This window comes from Clostridium perfringens ATCC 13124 (assembly GCF_000013285.1).
GTDB classification, from domain to species: domain Bacteria; phylum Bacillota; class Clostridia; order Clostridiales; family Clostridiaceae; genus Sarcina; species Sarcina perfringens.
The window spans coordinates 896,637-919,954 of the sequence record NC_008261.1 but is presented as its reverse complement, the minus strand read 5'-3'; the positions used below and the strand labels follow the sequence as shown (position 1 = coordinate 919,954).

Below are 23,318 nucleotides of genomic sequence, written 5' to 3'. Positions count from 1 at the left end.
ATTAATTACTCCATGTAACTCTATACTCTTGATTTTTTCTTACCAAATAAGAAGTGGCTTCCTATAGCACCAGCCATTAAGGTAACCCCTACAAAAGTGAATATATATGTACCCATTCCACCTGTAGATGGTAATTGACTTAATTTTGTATTTTTGATTATTGAAGTTTTTGTATCATCTTTAATTTCTTTAATACTTCCATCTTGTTCATAGGTTGCTGTATATGTCGATGTATTTTGATCATTAATTGTTATACTATAAGTTTTTAAAGTACCTTCTGGATTATATGTAGCAGTAATCTTTACTTTTTGAGGTGTGTTATTTAAAGCATATCCTTCTGGTGCTTTAGTTTCCACTAACTCATACTCACCAGTAGCTAAACCAGTAAATTTTAATTTACCACCATTATCTGAAATTGCAGTAAGTACTTTTCCCGGAGTTCCATTTTTAGGTGTTAATGTAAATTCAGCTCCAGATAAAGGCCCTTCTACCTTTTGACCAGTTTCCATTAAATTTTCTGTTTGTTGATCTAAAACTTTACCAGTTTCATCAACTTTTATAATTTCTCTTGTCACCTTATTTTTATCTTGTCTTGAACCAAATAAATCAGCATCTATACCAAATGTATATTGATAAGTACGATCATGTATCTTAGTACTATCTTTTGTTGTATCTGGATTATTACTATATTCTAAAGTAACATCATTTGTATTTGGATCAAAGTTGTATTTTGCATTATTGTTTAATTTTGCACTATATGTAACAATAACTTCTTTTCCACCATTTTCAAGAATATAATTAGAATTGAAATTTATTTTTATGTTTTGAGCATCTGTTTTTATAAATTCAAAAGTATTTTCTCCTTCTTGAACGACTTGTCCATTTACAGTTACCTTGATAGAATCATCATTGTAATCTAATCCTTCACTTAATTTATCTGTAATAATATATTTCACATTAGTATATTCTTTTGAATATCCTGGAATAAGTGCAGTTACTTTGAAATTAAAATTTTCACCAACAGCTTGGTCTGCACCTTTATTATTACCATTGTATGGATTTTCAATTTCCTTTTTTATAGTAGGCTCTATTTTTTTAGCCCATGCTTCAGTACTATTTAGGTTCCAATTTGTGTTAGCATCAATTAAGCCTTGTTCCATTGAATTATCGCTACCACCTTTATTGTAATAAATACCTAATAACATTGGATTATAAATAGTAGTACCTTTATCCTTAGGAGTAGCTATTACTAACCAATAACCTGCATTTAAATTTGCTGTATAATTTGTTTTATCTTCTCCAGGAGTCATTGTAATTTTTTCATTAGCTGGTAAACTATTTAAAGCATTAGTATCTTTTGCAATTGCAAGAATTTCTTCTTGAGTTGGTTTTGTTGGATCAGCAATTTTTAAATTCCCACCTAAAGCACTATTAAAAACGTAACCGATAAATCCATTCTCATTATAATTTCCTTTTACAATTTGATATGCAGTTACTGTACTTCCTTCTGCTACATTGTGTACTGTTCCTAATGCTGTATCATTATCACTAGGTACTTGTCCAGCAGCTTTTACTACTTTACTTGTTAATGGCGAGCCAAAGCTAAGAAACATAGCAAAAACAGCTAACAATGATATCATTTTTTTGATTAAAAAATTTCTTTTATCCATACTTAATAACCCTTTCTTATTTTTATTTAAATAGATTAAAAAATGTAACATTAAGAATTTGTAGGGAATATTCTAATGTACATTTTTTATACTACCTATTGACTAAACTCAAATAAAAATTTCTAAATAACATTATATATTAAACAATATTTACTATTTATACATATTATATTATTAATTTCAATTATAGTAAGTTCTTTTTTTTTTCTTAAAAAGAAAAAAAAAAGAACTTGAATTGAAATAAATCAATTAGATATTCTAATAAAATTTCTCATAAAAAAAGTATGCAGATTATTTAATTCGCATACTATAAAACTTATTTTTTCTTAAAATTTAATTTTAATATAATGAATTTTTAAAGCTAATATATTTTATTAAAAAGTAATATTCTTAAATACTTCTATTCTTTCTATGGAACAAGCCTTTTTCTATCTCTAGTTATTAAGGTTGCTTCTCTAACATTTTCTAACCCTAAAATTCTTGCTGTTATTCTTTCTAGACCAATAGCCAATCCACCATGTTTAGGCATCCCTAATTTAAATAACTCTAAATAACTTTCATAACTATTAGGGTTAAGCCCCTTATATTTCATATTTTCTACTAGCATTTCATAGTCATGTATTCTTTGCCCACCTGTTGTTATCTCTATTCCCCTAAACAATAGATCAAAACTATGAGTTCCCTTCTCTCCTTTAGGCATTGTGTACATTGGCCTTTTTTTTCTTGGATAATTAGTCAAAAATAGAAAATCACTATTTAGTTTTTCTTTTGCATACTTATATAAAAGTTTTTCTGCTTCTGGGTCTAAGTCACCATCTAAGTCATTTTTATTATACTGTTCTTTTAATATCTCTATTGCCTCATTAAATTCTATTTTAGGTATTTCCTCATATATAACAGGCAATTCAACTTGTAATAACTCTAGATATTCTTTTCCTTTAATTCTTAAAGAGTTTAATATAAATTTAAGTAAATTTTCTTCTAAATTCATAATGTCAAACTCATTTTCAATAAATCCCATTTCTAAGTCCATACTTACATATTCATTAAGGTGTCTATTGGTATTATGCTCCTCAGCTCTATATGCATGACCAATCTCAAAAACTCTTTCAAACCCTGCTCCAACCATCATTTGCTTATAGAATTGAGGACTTTGTGCTAAATATGCTTTATTTTCAAAATATTTCACCTCAAAAACTTCTGTTCCCCCTTCAGCTCCCTCTTTAACAATCTTAGGGGTATGAATTTCTGTAAAACCTTCTTTATTTAAAAACTCTCTAAATGAGTCTGTTATTATATTTTGAACTTTAAAAATAGCATTTATCTTTTTATGCCTTAAACTTAACATTCTGTTATTAAGCATAGTATCTAAATTTATATCTAAAGTTTCTTTATTTACTTCTATTTTTAGCTCTTCTTTTGCCTTATTTATAATCTCTATATTTTCTACTTGTATTTCAAAGGAATTTAATGAATTTTTACTCTCTTTTAATGCTCCTTCAATAGAAACTACAGATTCCACAGTTAAATTTGATAAATCAAGCTTTTCATTTTCAGCAACACACTGAACTAATCCAGACCTATCTCTTATAATAATAAACGTTATAAATTTTAATCTTCTAATTTTATATATCCATCCCTTAATACACACATTTTCATTCAAATGATTTTTTAATTCATTTATTAAACTTCTTTTCATAATTTTTACCTCCAAAAAAATATCCCCTTGAGTAAAAACTCAAGGGGCAAAATAATTTCGCGGTACCACCCTTTTTAATAATGTTTAATTGAATTAAAATAAAAACACTATATAGAATGAGCTCTTTTCTATATAAAAAAAGTACTCACTCCCATAATAGGAGCGAATGCATATATTAATTTATTTAATATTTACTTTATTATAAAAAAATTCTTTGCTTATTTTAATGAACTTCTCATAATTTGAAAACATTGCAGGATGTCCACCTTTTTCAAAAATGTAATATTCACCATGTCCTACCTTTTTAATAAGATCTTTATATGTATTCTCAAAAAAGTCTTTATTATTTAAGCTTAAAATATCATCTTCTCGACTTCCAGTCATAAGTATTTCAGCTTTTAATTCATTTAAAGGTTTATGAAAAAACTTACCTATTTTCTTTTCATGCTCTAAAGTAACTTCAGTATCTTTATCCACTATGCTTTCCCAATCATCTCCATTCATGTATTCATAGAACCCTCTAGCATTTTCATCATTTTTAGAAAGTTCTCTTTCTTTGACTATGTTTTCAGTATATGCTTTTAAAGGTACTTCTCCTTCAAAGCTATCAGTAATCAATTTATCAACTAGATCTGGTGCCTCTAAAGCGGCATTAATTGCTGCTAAGGCTCCCCCACTACTTCCTATTATGTAAACATCTTTATATTTCTTTTGTCTTAAAAATTCAATAACTTGCTCTCCTTGATCATACCAAAAATCTATTGGAAATTTATCAAGTCTATCTGATTTTCCATGTCCTAAAAAGTCTAATAAAATCACCTTATAATCTGATGAATACTTATCAACAATAAGAGAAAACATCTTTGAAGAAGCCGTATTACCATGTAAAAATAATAATGGTCTTCCTTCTCCTATTTCTTCATAATAACAAGATTGATTTTTATATTTAAAATATGCCATACTCAAATACCCTTTATAATACTTTCTTTAAAAATAAATCATTTATAAATAACTTTTATACAATAATATTATAACACAGTTTAGTAAACGATTAACAAAGAAGCTATTTGCCATTATTCACCTCTTAATTTTATTTAATATAAATTATTATATGATATAATATTTTATCAAATCAAAATTATTAATTTAATTTTATGAATTTATAAATATAAAAAAGAAAAAATAATAAATGAATTTAACTAAAGAAAGGAGATAGTGCTGTATAGAAATATAAAAATAAAACGCAAAAATAGTATGAAGAGAATATCTAGATTAACTTTAGAATTTAAATTCTTAGCAAAATCTAATAATTATCTTAATATGTTTGTTAGTTTTATAATAATTTATTTTTTAGATGCAGCTATTTAATCATAATGACAAATATCTTAGGTTTAATATTATCCTTAATACTTATAATGTATCTTGCTTATAAAGGGTACTCAACAATAATAACAGCTCCCATTGTAGCATTAGTAACTATACTTCTTACTACTGGATTAAATGCACATTTAATGGCTAGTTATACTGAAATATATATGTCTGGCTTTGCAAGTTTTATAAAAAATTATTTCCCTCTTTTTATGACAGGAGCAATTTTTGCAAAGTTAATGGAAGAGGTAGGTTATGCTAAATCTATAGCTCACTTTATAACTAAAAAACTTGGAAAAGAAAAATCAATATTAGCCGTTGTTCTTTCTGGAGCATTACTTACTTACGGTGGTGTTTCCTTATTTGTAGTGGCATTTATTCTTTATCCAATTGCCTCTACATTATTTAGAGAAGCTGATATTCCTAAAAGACTTATACCTGGAACAATTGCTCTTGGAGCATTTACTTTTACAATGACTGCTCTGCCAGGTTCACCAGAAATTCAAAATGTTATACCAATGAAATATTTTGGTACAGATACTTTTGCAGCACCACTTATAGGATTATTAGCAAGTATTATGATGCTAACGCTTGGCATGATATGGCTTACACGCCGTGCAAAATCAGCTAAAGCTAAGGGTGAGGGATATGGAAATCATAACGATTCAATGGTTAATGAAAACTATGAAAACTTACCTAGTATATTTAAAGCAATAATTCCTATAATAATAATTTTTATAGTTAACTTATTCTTTTCAAAAGTTTACTATGAAAATATAGATGGAAGTTATCTTAAAGAATTTAATACAACTTTAAGTAATGTTTCTGGAACTTGGAGTGTAATAATTGCTATAGTTTTAGCAGACTTATTTTTAATAATAACTAACTTTAAAAAAATAAAAAACTTAAAATCAGTATTAGATAAAGGAGTTACTAACTCATTTAAACCACTATTAAATTCTAGTGCCATAGTTGGATATGGAAGTGTAATAAAGTCACTAGCTGTGTTCACTCTTATACAATCAGTTATATTTGGCGTTTCATCAAACCCAATAATCTCTGAAGCTTTATCGGTTAACTTAATATGTGGACTTACAGCCTCAGCCTCTGGAGGACTTGGAATATCTTTAGATGCTCTTGCTCCAACATACTTACAGATGAGTCAGGCTATGAATATTTCACCAGAAATACTTCATAGAATAGCTTCTCTATCTTCTGGAGGGTTAGATACTCTTCCTCATAATGGAGCAGTTATTACTACTTTAGCAATTTGTAGTTTAACTCATAAAGAAGCATATAAGGATATGTTTGTAACCTCTGTCCTTATTCCTATATTTACAACAGCTGTAATAGTCTTATTAGTTTCTATGAAATTTGCTGTTTAATACTAAAATTTTAAATATTATTTTTTAAAACTTAACAATAAAACTTACAAATATATTTTTAAAATTACTAGCTTCATATAATAATTATATTAATTTACATATGTTCATAAATCTTAGCTAGAAATTCTGTTTATCATATTTGTAAGTTTTATTTTTATATTTTGATACAGCTCTTTTACAGTTTTTATTCTATTAAAAAAATGCTATTAAGTTCTTTAGGTAAATCTTTTACTATTATCATAATAGGTTTCAATTAGTTAAATATTAACCAATTAAAAACTATCCTTCACTTATCTAGCCCTTGAAGTAGTACCTTCTTGGTTAGTATTCTTATTTACATTCATAATATTATTAATCCTCTACAAGGTCTTTAGTAGCTGGACTTCCTATTAACCTTCCTTTATAATCAAATCTTGATCCATGACAAGGACAATCCCATGTTAATTCATCTGAATTCCAACTAAGTTGGCATCCTAAATGGGTACATTTTGTTGATACAAAAAATTCTTTTCCCTCTTTATTTTTATAAACACCAACCTTCTCACCATTATATTCAATAATTCCTCCATGCCCATTTTTAATATGCTCTATTTCGCTACTTGGAATATATACTTTTTGAGCAATAAAATTCTTAGCTGTTTCAATTAAATCATTAGCAATATTGTTTATTGATAAAGATAAATCAAATCTTCTTGGAGAAAATATTTCTGAAAAATCATTCTCTTTTTCTAATATCATATCTGATATTATCATAGCTGAAACCATAGAACTTGTCATTCCCCATTTATTAAATCCTGTAGCAACATATATATTTGGAGTTTCACTAGAATATCTTCCTATGTAAGGTATTCCATCTATAGTCATACAATCTTGAGCTGACCAATAATATTTTTCCTTTGCCTTTGGATATAACCTTTTAGCAACTTTTCTTAATTCATCATAACTTCCACCCTCTTCATTTTCTCCTGTTCTATGACTTATTCCTCCAAGTAATAATAAATTATTATAAGTTCTGAAAGAATATCCTTCTTTATTAAGGTCTATATACATTCCATCAATTTCACTTGTATTTTCCAAGGCTAAAACATAGGATCTTTCTTGATGCATTTTCATAAAATAATATCCAGGAGCATTCATTATTGGATAATGAGTGGCTACTACTATATTATTCGCAGTTATGTTTCCTCCACTTGTAACTACTAGATTTTCTTTTATTTCTAAAGCTCTAGTATTTTCATAAATAACTAATTCATTTGAAATACCTTTTAAAAATTTAAGTGGATTAAATTGTGCTTGATTATTGAATTTAACAGCTCCATTAATCTTAAAAGGTAAATTTGCTTCCTGAACAAATTCGGCATCAATGCCAAGGTTTTTAGCAGCTTCCACCTCTTCTTTAAGAACATCTACTTCATTTAAAGAATAAACATATGCTGGTTTTTCTTCAAAATCACATTCTATTCTCTTATCTTCAATGATTTCTTTATATTTTTTTATTGCAAGCTCATTTGCCTTTGCATACTGTCTAGCCTTTTCTTCTCCAAACTCTGCTATTAATTTACTATAGATTAAATCATGTTGAGATGTAATCTTCGCTGTGGTATTTTTTGTATTACCACTTGCTATTTCAGCTGCATCAATTAAAACTACATCTCTCCCCTTTTGCTTTAACATATATGCTGTCAATACCCCTGCTATTCCAGCTCCAATAACTAAAACATCAGTTTTTATATCTTTATTTAAAGCTTCTCTCTTTCTAAATTTACAACTTTCACTCCATACAGATTTCATAAGTTCACCTCATTTATTTTTATAATATATAAGATATATTTTGCATATTTACATAAATATATTTAAAATCCCACAAAAATTTTAAAAGATATTATCCCTTAAGAATTAAATTCACACATAATATAAACTAATAACTTATTCTGAAATTATCCTATGTGTTAATGTGATATGCTTTAAAAATAAGCTAAAATTTTTCATATAAACAATTACTAAAAATAAACTGACAACCATATTCAAATTTAATAATTTAGCTAACAAATTTAGAGTTCCTATGCAATTTTAAAATCTAGTTATTAATTAGACCTATATACGAAAATAAATTTAAATTTGGTATTAAGACTAAAATAAAAAATGCTATCTTATATAGTGTTTTAAGGCACTATATAAGACAGCAATTAATTTAAAACATTATATTTAATTATCCTTTATATTATCTTTTACAAATTTTAAGTAGAAATCATAAGAAAATTCTTTTTCATTTAGTCTATATTCTTCATCTAAATCAGGGCCACAACTATTTGATCCTATACCACTTTGTTTATAATCTACAATTAAATAAGTTGCCTCTTCTTCATTCAAATCAAAATTATGATTTGCATTAGTTAATTGATTTAAAGAAAAGTGTGAAACATTAAAGGCAAAGTCATTTTCTGATAAAACATAAACCTTTCCTTTTTCATTATTAATAGCTACTTCTCTACAATAATGATGACTTCCATTTTCTTGAGGTCTTATATAATCTTCATGCATTTCAGAAACCTTAGAATTAAATCTTCCTAAATAACAAGATGAATTTTTATCTACGTAATTTTCATATGGTCCAAATCCAAAGTAACTTACCTCTTCATAGGATTTATTCAGCTTAAGCTCTACACCAAACCTTGGTAAATAAGGTGTTTTCATATTTTTATCCCCTTTAACATGGCATTTAATTAACCCCTCTGAATAGATACTCCATGTTACCTTAAGATCAAGGACTCTTTCTCTATATGGTGGTATCAAGCTTAAATCGCTAGTTATCTCCACCCTATTTGAAAACTCCTTAATTTTACTATTATACACTCTTGTAGTAATTTGATTAAAGCCAGCTTCAATCCACAGATTTTTAATCTTTCTATCATTATCTGTAGGTGCTCTCCAAATAATAAATTTCATTGGATCATCTATAAATGTTTCTCCTAATGCTTGAATAAAATCAAAGGAACCTGTATTTTTATTATAATTATAAATAAACTCATTATTTATAACTTTAATCTTATTAACTGTTTCTTCTACATAAAATTTTTGTTCATTAATATTACCTTTTATGATTTTATCAACAGATGAGATATTATCTACCCCATTTTTTATGATAAAATTGTCAAAGCCTAGAACTTCACCTTTTTCATACAGATGATTATGATTTTTCACTTTATACTGAAATAATATAGTTATAATTTCCTTTGGTAATTCTGATATGCTTAAATCATACCATTTTTCTTCTTTTGCTTTTAAGCTTTCTAAATCTATATCATCTCCGAAAATTATTTCTCCATCTAAAAATACTTTATAGGTAACATCTAAGAATTCACCAGCATTCCTAAAATCAAACATATTTTTAAGCTTAACTCTTTTCTTAACTTCATCAAATTCTATGGCTCTTATAGGTCTATTGATATTTTTATATTCTAATAATCCAGTATGAGGAGTTCTATCTGGGTAAACTAAACCATCTACACAGAAGTTTCCATCATGATTTTCCTCTTCAAAATCGCCGCCATATCCATATGCTTTTTTATCATTAATATTTTCATTAATAAGTATTGCATGGTCACACCACTCCCAAACATATGCCCCTGCAAACTGGTCATACTTTTGTATCATTTCATCATAGTCTTGTAATCCACCTGGTCCATTTCCCATAGCATGTGCATACTCACATAATATTAATGGCTTGTCTATTCCTTTTTCAAAGTAATCCTTGATTTCCTCTATACTTATATACATACGACTAATAACATCAATATTTGTAAAGTCATTTTCTCTTTCTTTGCTAGCATAATAAGCACCTTCATAATGAAGTGGACGTGTAGGATCTAATGCCCTAGCATATTCTAATCCTCTTTCAAAGTTACATCCAAATCCTGACTCATTTCCAAGAGACCACATGAAAATACAAGATTTATTCTTAAAAGGAACTATAGATGAATCAACTCTATCAATAATAACCTTTTCATAAACTTTATCATCAGCTATCATATTATAATTATCTAAATATCCTAATCCATATAGTTCAACAACCCCATGAATTTCAATATCTGCCTCACTCATAACATAAAAACCATATTCATCACATAACTCATAAAAAATCGGAGATTTAGGATAATGAGCTGTTCTTATAGAGTTAACATTACACTCTTTCATTATTTTTAAATCTAGAATCATATCATCATATGTCATAACATATCCCTTAGTTGGATTACTATCATGATGATTAACTCCTCTTAACTTTATTTTTTTATTATTAATTTTTAAAATAGAATTCTCTATTTTAATTTCTCTCATACCTATTCTTTCTTTTATAACCTCATGCTCTGTTTCAATTAATAAGGTATATAAATTAGGTATTTCAGCACTCCAAAGTTCTACATTTTTAATATTGATTTGGATTTTATTATTATCTATATTTCCAGATGCTATCATGTGATTATTAGGATTTAACAAATAATATTTCCCTTTTGGATTTCCTATATTAGATAAAATTTCAAGGTCTAACTTTCCTTCTTTAGCTGAAAAATCTATACTTTGAGTTATTTTATAGTCAACTATTCTTTCCTTTGCTCTTCTTAATATATATACATCTCTAAAAATTCCAGACATTCTAAACTTGTCTTGATCTTCAAAATAAGTTCCATCACACCATTTTAAAACTAAGACTGTAATTGTATTTTTACCCTTTACTAAAAATTCTGTAATATCAAACTCAGATATGCTATGAGATATTTGGCTATACCCAACAAAGTTATCATTTATCCAAAAATAAAAGCAGGAATCAACGCCTTCAAAGTTTATATTATAATCATAATTTTCAGGAAGTATTTCAATTTCAAAATCTCTCTTATAAATTCCACATGGATTGTTTATAGGAACAAAAGGTGGATCAAAAGGAATTGGATATTTTACATTAGTGTATTGATTATAATCATATCCCTTTAATTGCCAAAGAGATGGAACATCAATATTATCTGAAAAACTAATTTGATTTATATCATCAAACTCTTTAACTTTTTGTAAGCTATCAAAGTAATTAAATTCCCATTTACCATTAAGTGAAAAGAAGTTAAGTTGCTTACTTCTATCTTTAATATTTAAAGCTTCATCAGTATCCACAAAAGGAACATAATAACTTCTTCTTGGCATCATATTTACATGCAGTTTAGAAATATCTTCATGGTATTCATTTTTTAATATCATTTTACCCTCCCAATACATTTAAAATAATTATGTATTCATGAAACATGATTATATATTTAAGAAACATACTTCCATATAAATCATTTTTCAAAATAGTTTTTACCCATAATTAAATGTTAATATGTAAATTAATCTTTTAAAATAGTTAAAAAGTTCTAAAATATGTTATAATGTTTCTTATAATCTTATAAATTTTAATAACTAATATATAAAGATATTTCTTTAAAATATTCTTATATTTAGAAGAATTTATTTTAAAATAAAAAGCTTTTATGTTGATAAACTGCTTTGCAAAGCTCTCATGTAAATGTTTAATATAAGACTACTATAAAATTAATTAATTTTATAGGTTAGGAGGTAGAAATGCAAATATTGTGGAAAAAGTATGTTAAAGAAAACTTTGAAATGAATGTAGATGAATGTGGTATAGAACAAGGTATACCAGGATTAGGATATAACTATGAAGTATTGAAAAATGCCGTTATTCATTACGTAACTAAGGGATATGGGACTTTTAAATTTAATGGTAAGGTATTTAACTTAAAACAAGGTGATATCTTTATACTACTAAAAGGTATGCAAGTTGAGTATGTGGCTTCTATTGATGATCCTTGGGAATACTACTGGATAGGCTTTAGTGGTTCAAATGCTAATGAATATTTAAATAGAACTTCTATTACTAACTCTTGTGTTGCTAATTGTGAAGAAAACTCAAAAATTCCACAAATAATATTAAATATGTGCGAAATATCAAAAACTTATAATCCTTCAAGATCTGATGACATACTATTACTAAAGGAACTTTACTCATTATTGTACGCACTTATAGAAGAATTCCCAAAACCCTTTGAATACAAAGATAAGGAATTACACACATATATTCAAGATGCCCTTAATTTCATTAATTCTAATTATATGCATAGCATAACCGTTCAAGAAATTGCTGATTATGTAAACTTAAGCAGAAGTTATTTATATAAAATGTTCATAAAAAATCTTGGAATTTCTCCTCAAAGATATTTAATAAATCTTAGAATGTACAAAGCCACTCTTTTACTAAAAGGCACTAAACTTCCCATAGGTGAAGTTGCAAGTAGTGTAGGCTATAGTGATTCACTATTATTTTCAAAAACTTTTTCAAAACATTTTTCAATGTCTCCACTAAATTACAGAAATAATCAAGTAAATAAAACAAGTATATAAATTTAAAATACAGCTTTAAAACAAAAAAATTTCAAAAATAAAAAGTATAACAGAGGCGTAAATTAAAACCTCTGTTATACTTTTTAAATCTTTTATAAGAATTAAAATTATATGAAATTTATTTTCTAAAATCTCAATTAGACTTTTAATATAATTACTATATTAATTTCACTTAATTTAGTATTAATATCTAAATTAGCTCTTATACTTTTCATATTAATGTTAACCTATTCTTGTAACACCATTTTTTAAATCATCAACTATAGCTTCATATTCTGCCTCAGATAAATTATATCTTCTTAGTAGCATAAAGCTTATTATTACAATGGCACATGGAACTAAAGTCTGTATTAAATGAATTCCGTTTAATGTAAAAGTAGATTGACTTTCATTTGCTGTATAACCAATATACGCTAAGATATATCCACATAAGGATCCCCCAATAGCACTGGCAATCTTACTTTTAAATATATTTAAAGAGAAGATCATTCCTTCTGATCTCTTTCCAGTTTTCCATTCACCATACTCAACACAATCTGCAACCATTGATGTTAAGGTAATATAACCTGCTCCATCAAAAATTCCACTTATGAAGTTTATAACTATCATTAAAGGTAATGAAGAATAGGATAATAAAAATACTAAAAATGATCCAGCTGCACCAGCTAATAATCCTAAAAGAGCTGTATTTCTTTTTCCTAATTTTTTTGTTAAAAATGGTGACATTATTCCACCTAATATACTAGCTCCCATACCAACTGAACTAACTACTGGAATCATCATTTCCGCATTAAAATTATACTTTACATAATATATAGATATTGTATTTTTTATTGATCCACTTAATTCTAAAACTAACATTGATAATAAAACTATTCTTAAAGGCTTATTTGTCTTTAATAGATTTATAAATTGTTTAAACCCTTGCTTTTCCTTTTTCTTTGCCACATTATCCTTAATTTCTCTAATTCCAAAGGCTGTAACCCAAGTAAATATAGTAGCAAAGCAAACATATATTATGGCCACAGTTTGCCAGTTTCCAATTATTGATACAAGCGGAATTGTTGAAGTTAAAATTATAAAATTACCTACATAGGCTACTGTTCTTGCTGATGTAACAATCTTAGTTTTTCCTGACGAAGATCTTGTAATATTGGCAGATAATGACCAATATGGTATATCCATTGCAGTAAAGGATATTCCCCAGAAAATATACGCTATGTATATCCATATTATTTTTCCACTATAACTTAAATCTGGTGCTGAAAAACACATGATTGTTGCTATTCCCATGAAAATAGGAACGATAAATAAATAGGGTCTACTCTTTCCGATTTTAGTATTAGTATTATCAACTATAACCCCCATTATAGGGTCTGTTATTGCATCTATAATTCTTGCCACCAAAAATAAGGTTCCTATGGCAGCTGCCCCTACTTTAAAACTATCTGTTAAAAAGATTAAAAGGTAGGAACTAATCAATGCGTATATCATATTGTTTCCTAAACTTCCCATACTATAAGTAATTAAAGTTTTTATAGAAACATCATCACTTTTTTCTACTTTTTTATTTATTAATGTATCCAAACCATCACCTCTATATTTAAATAATAAAATCTTATAAATACCCGTTTAATTAAACCTAAAAAAGAAATCGATTTCTTAATCTTCGTTTATATTATTGCAAAATTTTTCTATTAATCAAATAGAATTAAGTTTCTAAAATATTGATTTATATTTCCTAATTAAATGCTAGATAAATCAAAAAATTTAATTTTAAATTGACTTTTAAAGAAAATATGTAGTATAATCCTTAATGAAACGACACATGTAGTGCTTTGCACGTAAATCTGATTACGGTACAAAGGCATACATGTGTTTTTTTGTCGTTCAACAATACAAAAATAGTTATTTTTAGAAAATGGAGGAAGGTATTATATGCCAAAGACAAAATTTCAACAGTTATTTTTCGCTTTTTTAACAGTGCTAATAACTGTTCACTTATTCGTATTTTATAATCTTGCTATAGAGATGGGGGGTATGTGTAATCAAGTGTTTATAGACTCTATAAATATAGTCCCAATTGAATTTTTATTTGCATTTTTACTTGATATTTTTATTGCAGGTCCACTTGCATTTAAATTAGCTTTTAGCATTGTAAATCCTAAGGAGGACAAACCTTATATAGTAAATATAGCAATCACATGTTCAACAATTTGCTTAATGTGCCCTATGATGTCCTTTGTTTCAGCTTTACTTTTTAAAGGATTTAATTCAGAACTTATTGCGAATTGGCTACAAAACATTGTAATTAATTTTCCATTTGCATTTTTCACACAATTATTTTTAATACAACCTTTTGTAAGATTTGTTTTTAGAAATGTATTTAAAAATCAATTAAATAATGATAAGTGTATTGTTAATGAAGCTTAACTTATTAAAATATAAAAAAGGCTGTAGTTTAAAACTACAGCCTATAACACTTCAAAATTATCTTCTATTTTGTTGTTGTTTCTTAGCTCTTCTACAAGACATACATCTTGTTGGCTCGTTATCGAATCCTTTTTCTTTGTAGAATTCTTGCTCTCCTACTGAAAATACGAATTCACTTCCGCAATCTCTACATGTCATTATTTTATCTGTCATAAATATTCCTCCTGAAATTAAAGATTCTAAATCGATATAATAATCTCTAATTTACGAGAAACTATTTACCTAAATGAAACTTTTTTGTTAGCATCTTTGCTACTCTCTTATAGTAACATACTATTTACTTTAATGCAATTGTTTTTTAAAAATAATTATTAATAAAAAGTTTTTTGCCATTTTATATTTATCTAATATTATGTAATCTACACTGAATTCATTTAATAAAATCTTTAATTAATGTATAAAAAATACTATACTTAATAATGAAAATATATTAATTAGTTTAGATTGAGGAGTTTATATATGAGAAAAAAAGATATACTTGAATTAAAAAAACGTCTTAAAAAAGACCATTGCACCTTTACTAAAATGTGTGGATGCTATGTCAATGGAGAAAAAAATATTATTTTAAACTTTAGGGAAACTTTTCTTAACTTAGATGAAGATGAATACTTTAAGTATTTAGAAATTGCTAAAAAAGTAATGTCTGGAACTATTGGAAACAATATTTTAGAACTTAACTTTCCACTAAATGATTATCTTGTTAATGAGAGACAAGTTTCTCTTATGCAATTAAAAAATAGTCAATTAAAGGATGATGAACTTCTTAATGATTTTTATAAATTAGTAATAGATAATTATGATTACACAGGTAACTTTTTAATACTTCTTTTCCATGATGCTTATGATGTTATCACTAAAACTAAGGATAACCTTAAGGTAGATGAATCTGAAGAAGTATATGAATATATTTTATGTGCAGTATGTCCAGTTTCTCTTTCTGGTCCTGGTCTTAGATATTTTGAAGAAGAAAATCAAATAAAAGCACGTATTAGAGATTGGGTAGTTGAAGCCCCTGCCAATGGATTTGTATTCCCAGCTTTTATAGATCGTAGCTCAGATGTGAATTCTGTTATGTATTATACTAAAAATGCTAAGGATACTCATCCAGAATTAATGGAAAATGTATTAGGTTGTACTTCAAAACAAACTGCTACTATTCAAAAGCAAACCTTCCAATCAATTATTAAGGATTCTTTCTTAGATGAAGAAAAAGCAGAAAAAGTATTTATGGAAGTACAAGAAAATTTAAATAATATGATAGAAGAACATAACTCTATGTATGAAGATACTCCTGACTGTGAACCTATAGCTTTAACAGATAAAGATGTTCAAAATATATTAATAGAAAGTGGAATTCCTGAAGATATTACTAGCCAGATTGAAAAATCTTATGTGGAAAGCTTTGGAGAAGATCTTCCTTTAGCTGAAAACTTAATTGATAACAAAACTCTAAAAGCAAATGAACAGAGAAAAAAAGAAGAACATCTTGAAAAGCAAGTGGCAATACTAAAAACTAGACTTGAAGAAGTGAAAAAAGAAGCTGCCATGGACAAGGAAGAAGATTCTCTTACAGAAAATGATGATTTAGTTTCTGATGAAACTTTAGAAAGTAACTCAGAAGAAATCTTAGAAAGTAATTTAGAAGAATCTGAAGATAATACTACTATTAATAGTGAATATGATATTGTACTTCAAGTAAAACCTGAAAAAATACCTGAAATAAAATCTCAAATAATTGATGGTCAAAAATGCATAGTTATTCCTATTAATGATGATGAACAAACTACCGTTAATGGATTAGATGATTTAATTTAGATTAGTTGAAAATTTGGTTATATAACTGGAAATTTATTTCCAGTTATATTTTTATCCTTTTCTTCAACTATTATTTTTCACTCTAAATAATGTCATATATCAAAAGTTATTTTGAAATAGCCAATAATTCACTATCCTATAAACTTAAGTATATTCTTACAAAGTACTTTACTTCCTCTCTTTTTTTAGGCAAGTAAAATTCATATTCTATAAAGGCATAATTATCTTTATCCACTCTAAAATATTTATTCATGCTAAGTATATAATTATGAATTTCTTCTACAGTTCCATAAAAATCTACTAAAGCAAACTTTCCCTGTATGCTTTTAAAGGTAATTTTATCTTTGTTCTTTGATTTTTTTAAAAATTTTTCTATATCCTCATTAGATTTTATAAAAAGTAAGTTTTCTTCTTCTATAATGTGTTTATTATCCTTTATTTCATAGAAATAAAAATATGCTTCATCTTTTAATTCTATTAATTTTTTCTCTACCTTAGATTCATTCTCTAAGTCTAAAGCACTTCTTACCTTCACTTCATAGAGTTTTAAATCTAAATTTTCTATATTGACTTTAGAAAAATTATACTGATTTTTAAAATTCATTATTCTATTTATTACTTGTCCACTATTATCTAAGGATTCCTCTAATTTTTTAAGTTCTAGAATCCTCTCTTTTATTATATCTTTTTGCTTTTGCATCAAATTATAATAATCCTCTATGTCCCCATTTTCTATAATCTCTTTGATTTCACTTAATGAAATACCTAAATATTTTATTCCTAATATTAATCCTAATTGCTCTAAATGTCTTATATCATAAAATCTATAACCATTTTCTTTATTAACCACTGGTTTCAAAATTCCTATCTTATCATAGTATCTTAATGTATCTTTACTTATATTAAATAACCTAGCTACCTCACCTATAGATAACTTCATATTCTCACCTCTTATACTCACTATATATTCAATTATATCTCATTAAATTATCTATATGAATATATTTTCAAAATAAGCATTGACATTGGAGTTACTCCACTATTTATACTTTCTTATTGTAGATAAAATTTATGGAAAGGATGATATATTTATGAAAGATGTAATATATAGAGATGTAAAAAAAGAGGATTTATGTGAGTTTGAAAACTTAATTAAAGATGCCTTTAACTTTGATAAGTTTATCCATAATAAAGAGCTTTTAAAAGTAATAACAAGCTCTTATCTTAAGGAAAGTATTTATGAAAGTTCATTTATTAAAGTGGCATCTAAGGGTGATAAAGTTTTAGGATTTATATTGTGTAAAGCTGATGGAGATAAGGCTAATTATAACCATCTTTTCACCCCTTTAAATGAAGAAAAATATCCAACTACTCTTCCTATAGAAAATATTAAAGATGAAAATGAAATAGCTGAATTTATTAAAATAAAAGAAGCTTACTCAGAATTATTAAATGGAAAGGAAAATCTTTTTGATAGTTGCATTAATTTATTTATTGTATCTGAAGAAGCTAGAGGCCTTGGAATTGGAAAAACTCTTCTTAATTATTCTTTAAAATATATGAACTCTATGAACTCCTCTTCTCTTTACTTATTTACAGATGATAGATGTAACTATGGATTTTATAAGAGCCAAGGGTTTAATTGTTTAGATGAAGTAGATGTTTATTTAAAAACTGTAGACTCAAATTTTAAAACATTTTTATATACCTATTCCTATTAAAAGTTCTCTTAAAAATAAAAAAATACAAATGAGGTTAAATCCATTAAATATCTGATTTAAAGTCAAATAAATCCACCTTAAAATTTAGTGATGACTTATAAAAGCTCCTTAAAACTAAGGTGAAATAAAAATTTTATTAAATCAAAACTTACTAAAAAACCTCATTTGTATTTATGTTTTTATATAAATTATATTTTAATAAATTAATAAGTTTTTATTTACTAAGTATAAACCTTAATCTACATCTTCAAAATTCCTATTTAAATATTTAACTGAAGTAACTATTCCATTATCATTAAGAACTAGAGTCGTGTCATAATAATATATGCTATACTCATCTTCAGTATTAAATCTGTATTTCCTACCAATTCTAACATTTCTATTACCTTTTTCATCTAAAAATTCTTCATATATAGTACTGTCATCATGATCTTTCTCCGCTTTACTTATATTTTCTTTAATAGTATCAATATTTTCACCTATTATATTTACACCATCATACTTAACTATATTTCTTTCTATAGAAGCTTCTTTCACCCATGTTTCTTTTTTATTAAATTTAATTACTATACCACCAAAATCGTAAGTTTGATTTCCTAAATAATTAAACACTTCATGGCTAAATTTTTCCTTTGCACTCCATGGCTTTAAATCCCTAAAATCAGATTCTTCCCTTATATCAAAATCAGGATTTTCTAAAAAGTTAGATTTTCCATAATAATAACAATTGTTAGGAGCATTATGATGTACATCCTTAATATCACTATTCTTCATAACAATAGAATTTATAGGTTCATAAAAACTTATCCTTGAATCATGTAATCCATCACTAGAAGCAGCTACTACTAATCTTCCTTCTTTATATGCTAAAGCTTCCACTCTTGAAATTAAAATATATGGTGCTAAAACAAAAATAAACGTTATAATAGCACTTATAAAAAAAGATATAAGAGTAAAGAACAACTTCATTTCTTTTCCTATCTTTTTTCTCTTCATAATTATTCTAATAATTAATATATTCAACATTATTACAAATACAAACTTATCCCAAGCAATAAACTCTATAACACTTTCTCTAAACTCCATACCATAGTTTAATAAAATATTGCTTGAAACCAAATAAACAATATAAATTAAAAAACTTATTATTAAAATAACTCCTGAAGCACTTAATTTATTCCCCTTCATGTAACTCCTCCCCCTAAAAATATAAATAACTTAATATAGCTTAAGTGTTATATTTTACAAATATATTATTTTATTTATATAAATTTGTAAATATATATAAATAAAAAACTACTTTAATAATCATTCCTTTTAATGTAAAATATCATAAAAAGATAAATAAACAATCTCTTATTCAATTAATAATGAAACTATTTATATAAAAATACAAAAGCTGGAGGATATATTATGAAATATGAAGTTATACTATTTGATGCAGATGAAACCCTATTTGATTTTAAAAAATCTGAAAAGAAAGCCTTTAAAAATGCTATGCTTGACTTTAATATAGCATATGACGAAAACTACCATTTAAAAGTATATAAAGAAATAAATACTGCTATATGGAAAGAGTTTGAGCAAGGACTTATTACACAAAAGAAATTAAAAATAGAAAGATTTAAAAGATTATCAGATAAATTAAATATAAATTTTGATGCAGCTAACTTTGCTAAATCATATATGAATCATTTAGCTGATGCTTCTTTTCTATATGAAGATAGTACTGACCTTATAGAAAATCTTAATAAATCTTATAAACTTTCTATAATAACTAATGGTCTTATTTCTGTTCAAGATAAAAGAATAAGACAATCTACTATAGCAAAATATTTTGACACTATAGTAATTTCTGAAGAAATACTAATATCAAAACCTGATCCAAAAATCTTTGAGCATACTCTAAAACATATGAATTTTTCTGATAAGAGTAAAGTATTAATGGTTGGAGATAGCTTAACTTCTGATATACAAGGTGGTATAAACTTTGGTATAGATACTTGTTGGTACAACCCTAACAAGATAAAAAACGAAACATCAATAAAACCTACTTATGAAATTTCTAGCTTTGATGAACTAAAATCTTTACTAATTAATTCATAAATAATAACAAAAAGGTATAGAATTAGATCTAATTCTATACCTTTTAAATATTTGTAAAAGACTTATTCATTTATTATATGGTTAATAGTAGTTGATCCTATATCAACTCCTAAGTGTAATACTTCTTTCATAAACTTCTCACCCTAAAATAAATTATTAATATAATTGCAATTTTCTATATAATAAAACTGCAATTTCGTATTAAATATTATATAAAAACTTCATAAGTACATCCAATCAAAATTTAATGTTAAAGCGTATAAAATATTTATATTTTTACACAACATTCGTTATTATATTCTATTTATTAATGTAAAACTTGCATTTTTTTAAATCAGCGAAGGATTTCCATCAATTATTTTTATATCAATTTAATTTTCTTAAATTTTAATTAACAAATACATATATTAAATTAATTTTTTTTAAAAAATATAAAGCTAAGTTTATTTTTTTGTGATATACTATATGCTATAAAATGAAATTTCAATTATTCATTTCTTGCATATATTTAATTTAGCAAAGTTTCAAATAAATGATTTTCAAGTTATAAACTACTCAAGGAGGCTATTAAACAAATGAAAAAATTAGGACTAGCATTTCAAATTGTACTTGGACTTATACTAGGTATTATAGTAGGAGCTGTTTTTTATGGTAATCCAGTTGTTACTTCATATTTACAACCATTTGGAGATATTTTTATAAGATTAATTAAAATGATTGTCATACCTATTGTCTTTTCATCACTTGTTGTTGGTGTTGCTGGAGTTGGAGATGTTAAAAAATTAGGGAAAATCGGCGGAAAAACAATACTTTACTTTGAGATTGTAACTACATTCGCTATTATAATAGGTTTAGTTGTAGCTAATTTATTTCATCCAGGAAGCGGAGTAAACATTAGTACTCTTGCAACTACTAATATTGATAAATATATGAGTACAGCAGAAGCTGCATCTAACCATGGATTTATGGATACATTTATAAATATTGTTCCAACTAATATTTTTGAATCTCTTGCAAAAGGAGATTTACTTCCTATTATTTTCTTTTCAGTTATGTTTGGATTAGGTGTAGCTGCAATTGGAGAAAAAGGAAAACCTGTCCTTGCAATATGTCAAGGTATAGCTGATTCAATGTTTTGGATTACTAATCAAATTATGAAGCTTGCGCCACTTGGCGTATTTGGATTAATAGGTGTAACTGTTTCTAAATTTGGATTAGCTTCATTAATTCCTTTAGGAAAGTTAATAATTACTGTTTATGGCGCCATGTTCTTCTTTGTATTTTTTGTTCTTGGCTTTATTGCAAAAATATCTGGAACAAGCATTATATCACTTATAAAGCTTTTAAAAGATGAACTTATTTTAGCTTATACTACAGCAAGTTCTGAAGCCGTTTTACCAAAGCTTATGGAAAAGATGGAGAGGTTTGGCTGTCCTAAGGCAATTACATCTTTTGTTATTCCAACAGGATATTCATTTAACTTAGATGGATCTACTTTATATCAATCTATTGCAGCACTTTTTATTGCTCAAATATATGGAATTCACTTACCACTTTCTGCTCAAATTAATTTAGTGCTTGTATTAATGCTTACTTCAAAAGGTATGGCTGGAGTTCCTGGTGCATCTTTTGTAGTACTTTTAGCAACTGTTGGTTCTTTAGGAATTCCAGTAGCAGGAGTTGCCTTTATTGCTGGTATAGATCGTATCGTTGATATGGCGAGAACTCTTGTTAATGTACTTGGAAACTCATTAGCTGTTGTTGTTATATCTAAATGGGAAAAGGAATTTAATGCTGAAGAAGGACAAAAATATATTAAATCAGTTAGTGAAATAGCATAATTTTAATTTACTAAATTATGATTTTATTTAATTATAAAAATAGTCTTAGACAAGTTATATCAATATCTAAGACTATTTTAATATTTCTTTATAATACGGTTATCCCTATGGAAGACAAGGGCTTACCTTTCTGTAAATTTTTAATATTAAATACTATATTAATAAAAGATATACTTAAATTAATAAGTATATCTTTCAAATCAAAATTTATTCTTGGTATAAAAAATATCTATTTTTTATAATTGCAGCTCTTTATATCATTTCTAAACGTGGTTTGTTATATAATTAATATAAAATTGCTTGCTTTCTCCTTCACTAATCCGAATCATGTCTTAGATTATTATACCATCGAAGTGGTCCACTTCATGCTGAATAATCTGAGCAGTAAATCCTGAAAATGTTTCTTTGTGTTTCTTGAAATTTCTATCAAGATATTCTACCTCAATTATTTCATATCTTGTTGTTTTTCTGAAGCCAGTTAAAGATAAGCAACTCTCTTCAGTTTCATAACTTTTCTCTTTTTTTAATATAACTGGATTAACCATAGGAACTATAATATTTCCTATACTAAATACAAGTATGCGCTTTTTAACTCCTATCATATTGGCAGCCATACCAACACAACTCTCTAAATTTGCTCTTAGGGTATCAACTAAATCATCAATAATTCCTATATCTTCTTTAGTTGCAAGTTCTGATTTTTGCCCTAAAAATAATACATCCTTAACAATTGGTCTTATCATATTTATTCCAACCTTTCTAATTTATTGACC

Annotated in this window: 17 protein-coding genes; 7 read left to right on the top strand and 10 right to left on the bottom strand. The window is 26.4% G+C overall.

Annotated elements, in window-relative coordinates; translation table 11 throughout:
• Window positions 1-20: 20 nt before the first annotated feature.
• From CPF_RS03825 to CPF_RS03815, 3 genes are all read right to left on the bottom strand, one after another.
• Window positions 21-1,670 carry an isopeptide-forming domain-containing fimbrial protein gene (locus CPF_RS03825; RefSeq protein ID WP_011590361.1) on the bottom strand — a complete coding sequence of 550 codons (1,650 nt, stop codon included), beginning with the start codon at window positions 1,668-1,670 and terminating at the stop codon, window positions 21-23.
• Window positions 1,671-2,079: 409 nt separating this feature from the next.
• Window positions 2,080-3,369 carry an aspartate--tRNA(Asn) ligase gene (aspS, locus tag CPF_RS03820; RefSeq protein WP_011590360.1) on the bottom strand — a complete coding sequence of 430 codons (1,290 nt, stop codon included), beginning with the start codon at window positions 3,367-3,369 and terminating at the stop codon, window positions 2,080-2,082.
• A 180-nt stretch (window positions 3,370-3,549) separates the two neighbouring features.
• The gene (locus tag CPF_RS03815; RefSeq protein WP_011590359.1) at window positions 3,550-4,329 is read right to left on the bottom strand and encodes an alpha/beta fold hydrolase; all 780 of its coding nucleotides are present in this window, start codon (window positions 4,327-4,329) and stop codon (window positions 3,550-3,552) included.
• Between the two features lie 413 nt (window positions 4,330-4,742).
• Between CPF_RS03815 and CPF_RS03810 the strand changes: the two genes are divergently transcribed.
• The gene (locus tag CPF_RS03810) at window positions 4,743-6,122 is read left to right on the top strand and encodes a GntP family permease (RefSeq protein WP_003476373.1); all 1,380 of its coding nucleotides are present in this window, start codon (window positions 4,743-4,745) and stop codon (window positions 6,120-6,122) included.
• 351 nt (window positions 6,123-6,473) lie between these two features.
• Here the strand turns inward: CPF_RS03810 and CPF_RS03805 are convergent, their stop codons facing one another.
• Window positions 6,474-7,913: an FAD-dependent oxidoreductase gene (locus CPF_RS03805; RefSeq protein ID WP_011590358.1), complete on the bottom strand. Its 1,440-nt coding sequence runs from the start codon at window positions 7,911-7,913 to the stop codon at window positions 6,474-6,476.
• A 414-nt stretch (window positions 7,914-8,327) separates the two neighbouring features.
• Window positions 8,328-11,366, bottom strand: a complete 3,039-nt coding sequence (locus tag CPF_RS03800) for a glycoside hydrolase family 2 TIM barrel-domain containing protein (RefSeq protein WP_011590357.1) — start codon at window positions 11,364-11,366, stop codon at window positions 8,328-8,330.
• A 363-nt stretch (window positions 11,367-11,729) separates the two neighbouring features.
• Here CPF_RS03800 and CPF_RS03795 point away from each other — a divergent pair, with 363 nt between their 5' ends.
• A complete protein-coding gene (locus CPF_RS03795; protein ID WP_003468880.1) occupies window positions 11,730-12,569 on the top strand; it encodes an AraC family transcriptional regulator in 840 nt (279 codons plus the stop codon).
• Between the two features lie 222 nt (window positions 12,570-12,791).
• Here the strand turns inward: CPF_RS03795 and CPF_RS03790 are convergent, their stop codons facing one another.
• A complete protein-coding gene (locus tag CPF_RS03790; protein ID WP_003468848.1) occupies window positions 12,792-14,156 on the bottom strand; it encodes an MFS transporter in 1,365 nt (454 codons plus the stop codon).
• Between the two features lie 351 nt (window positions 14,157-14,507).
• Between CPF_RS03790 and CPF_RS03785 the strand changes: the two genes are divergently transcribed.
• Window positions 14,508-15,002, top strand: coding sequence for a DUF2798 domain-containing protein (locus tag CPF_RS03785; RefSeq protein ID WP_003460841.1), 495 nt, complete (start codon window positions 14,508-14,510; stop codon window positions 15,000-15,002).
• Between the two features lie 57 nt (window positions 15,003-15,059).
• On the opposite strand, the gene CPF_RS03780 is transcribed toward CPF_RS03785, so the two are convergent.
• Window positions 15,060-15,215: a zinc-ribbon domain-containing protein gene (locus CPF_RS03780; protein ID WP_003452954.1), complete on the bottom strand. Its 156-nt coding sequence runs from the start codon at window positions 15,213-15,215 to the stop codon at window positions 15,060-15,062.
• A gap of 306 nt (window positions 15,216-15,521) precedes the next feature.
• On the opposite strand from CPF_RS03780, the gene CPF_RS03775 reads away from it, so the two are divergent.
• Window positions 15,522-16,877, top strand: a complete 1,356-nt coding sequence (locus CPF_RS03775; RefSeq protein WP_011590356.1) for a DUF4317 domain-containing protein — start codon at window positions 15,522-15,524, stop codon at window positions 16,875-16,877.
• Between the two features lie 136 nt (window positions 16,878-17,013).
• Here CPF_RS03775 and CPF_RS03770 read toward each other — a convergent pair whose 3' ends face one another.
• Window positions 17,014-17,817, bottom strand: coding sequence for a MerR family transcriptional regulator (locus CPF_RS03770; protein ID WP_011590355.1), 804 nt, complete (start codon window positions 17,815-17,817; stop codon window positions 17,014-17,016).
• A 151-nt stretch (window positions 17,818-17,968) separates the two neighbouring features.
• Between CPF_RS03770 and CPF_RS03765 the strand changes: the two genes are divergently transcribed.
• Window positions 17,969-18,598 (top strand): GNAT family N-acetyltransferase, encoded by a 630-nt coding sequence (locus CPF_RS03765; protein WP_011590354.1) that lies wholly within the window; start codon window positions 17,969-17,971, stop codon window positions 18,596-18,598.
• A 234-nt stretch (window positions 18,599-18,832) separates the two neighbouring features.
• Here CPF_RS03765 and CPF_RS03760 read toward each other — a convergent pair whose 3' ends face one another.
• Entirely contained in the window at window positions 18,833-19,786 is a 954-nt protein-coding gene (locus tag CPF_RS03760) for a hypothetical protein (RefSeq protein ID WP_011590353.1), read from the bottom strand.
• Between the two features lie 225 nt (window positions 19,787-20,011).
• Between CPF_RS03760 and CPF_RS03755 the strand changes: the two genes are divergently transcribed.
• A complete protein-coding gene (locus CPF_RS03755; RefSeq protein WP_011590352.1) occupies window positions 20,012-20,704 on the top strand; it encodes a YjjG family noncanonical pyrimidine nucleotidase in 693 nt (230 codons plus the stop codon).
• A 575-nt stretch (window positions 20,705-21,279) separates the two neighbouring features.
• A complete protein-coding gene (locus tag CPF_RS03750; protein WP_003461701.1) occupies window positions 21,280-22,545 on the top strand; it encodes a cation:dicarboxylate symporter family transporter in 1,266 nt (421 codons plus the stop codon).
• A 332-nt stretch (window positions 22,546-22,877) separates the two neighbouring features.
• On the opposite strand, the gene CPF_RS03745 is transcribed toward CPF_RS03750, so the two are convergent.
• Window positions 22,878-23,288, bottom strand: coding sequence for a peptide deformylase (locus CPF_RS03745; RefSeq protein ID WP_003477074.1), 411 nt, complete (start codon window positions 23,286-23,288; stop codon window positions 22,878-22,880).
• Window positions 23,289-23,318: the final 30 nt, after the last annotated feature.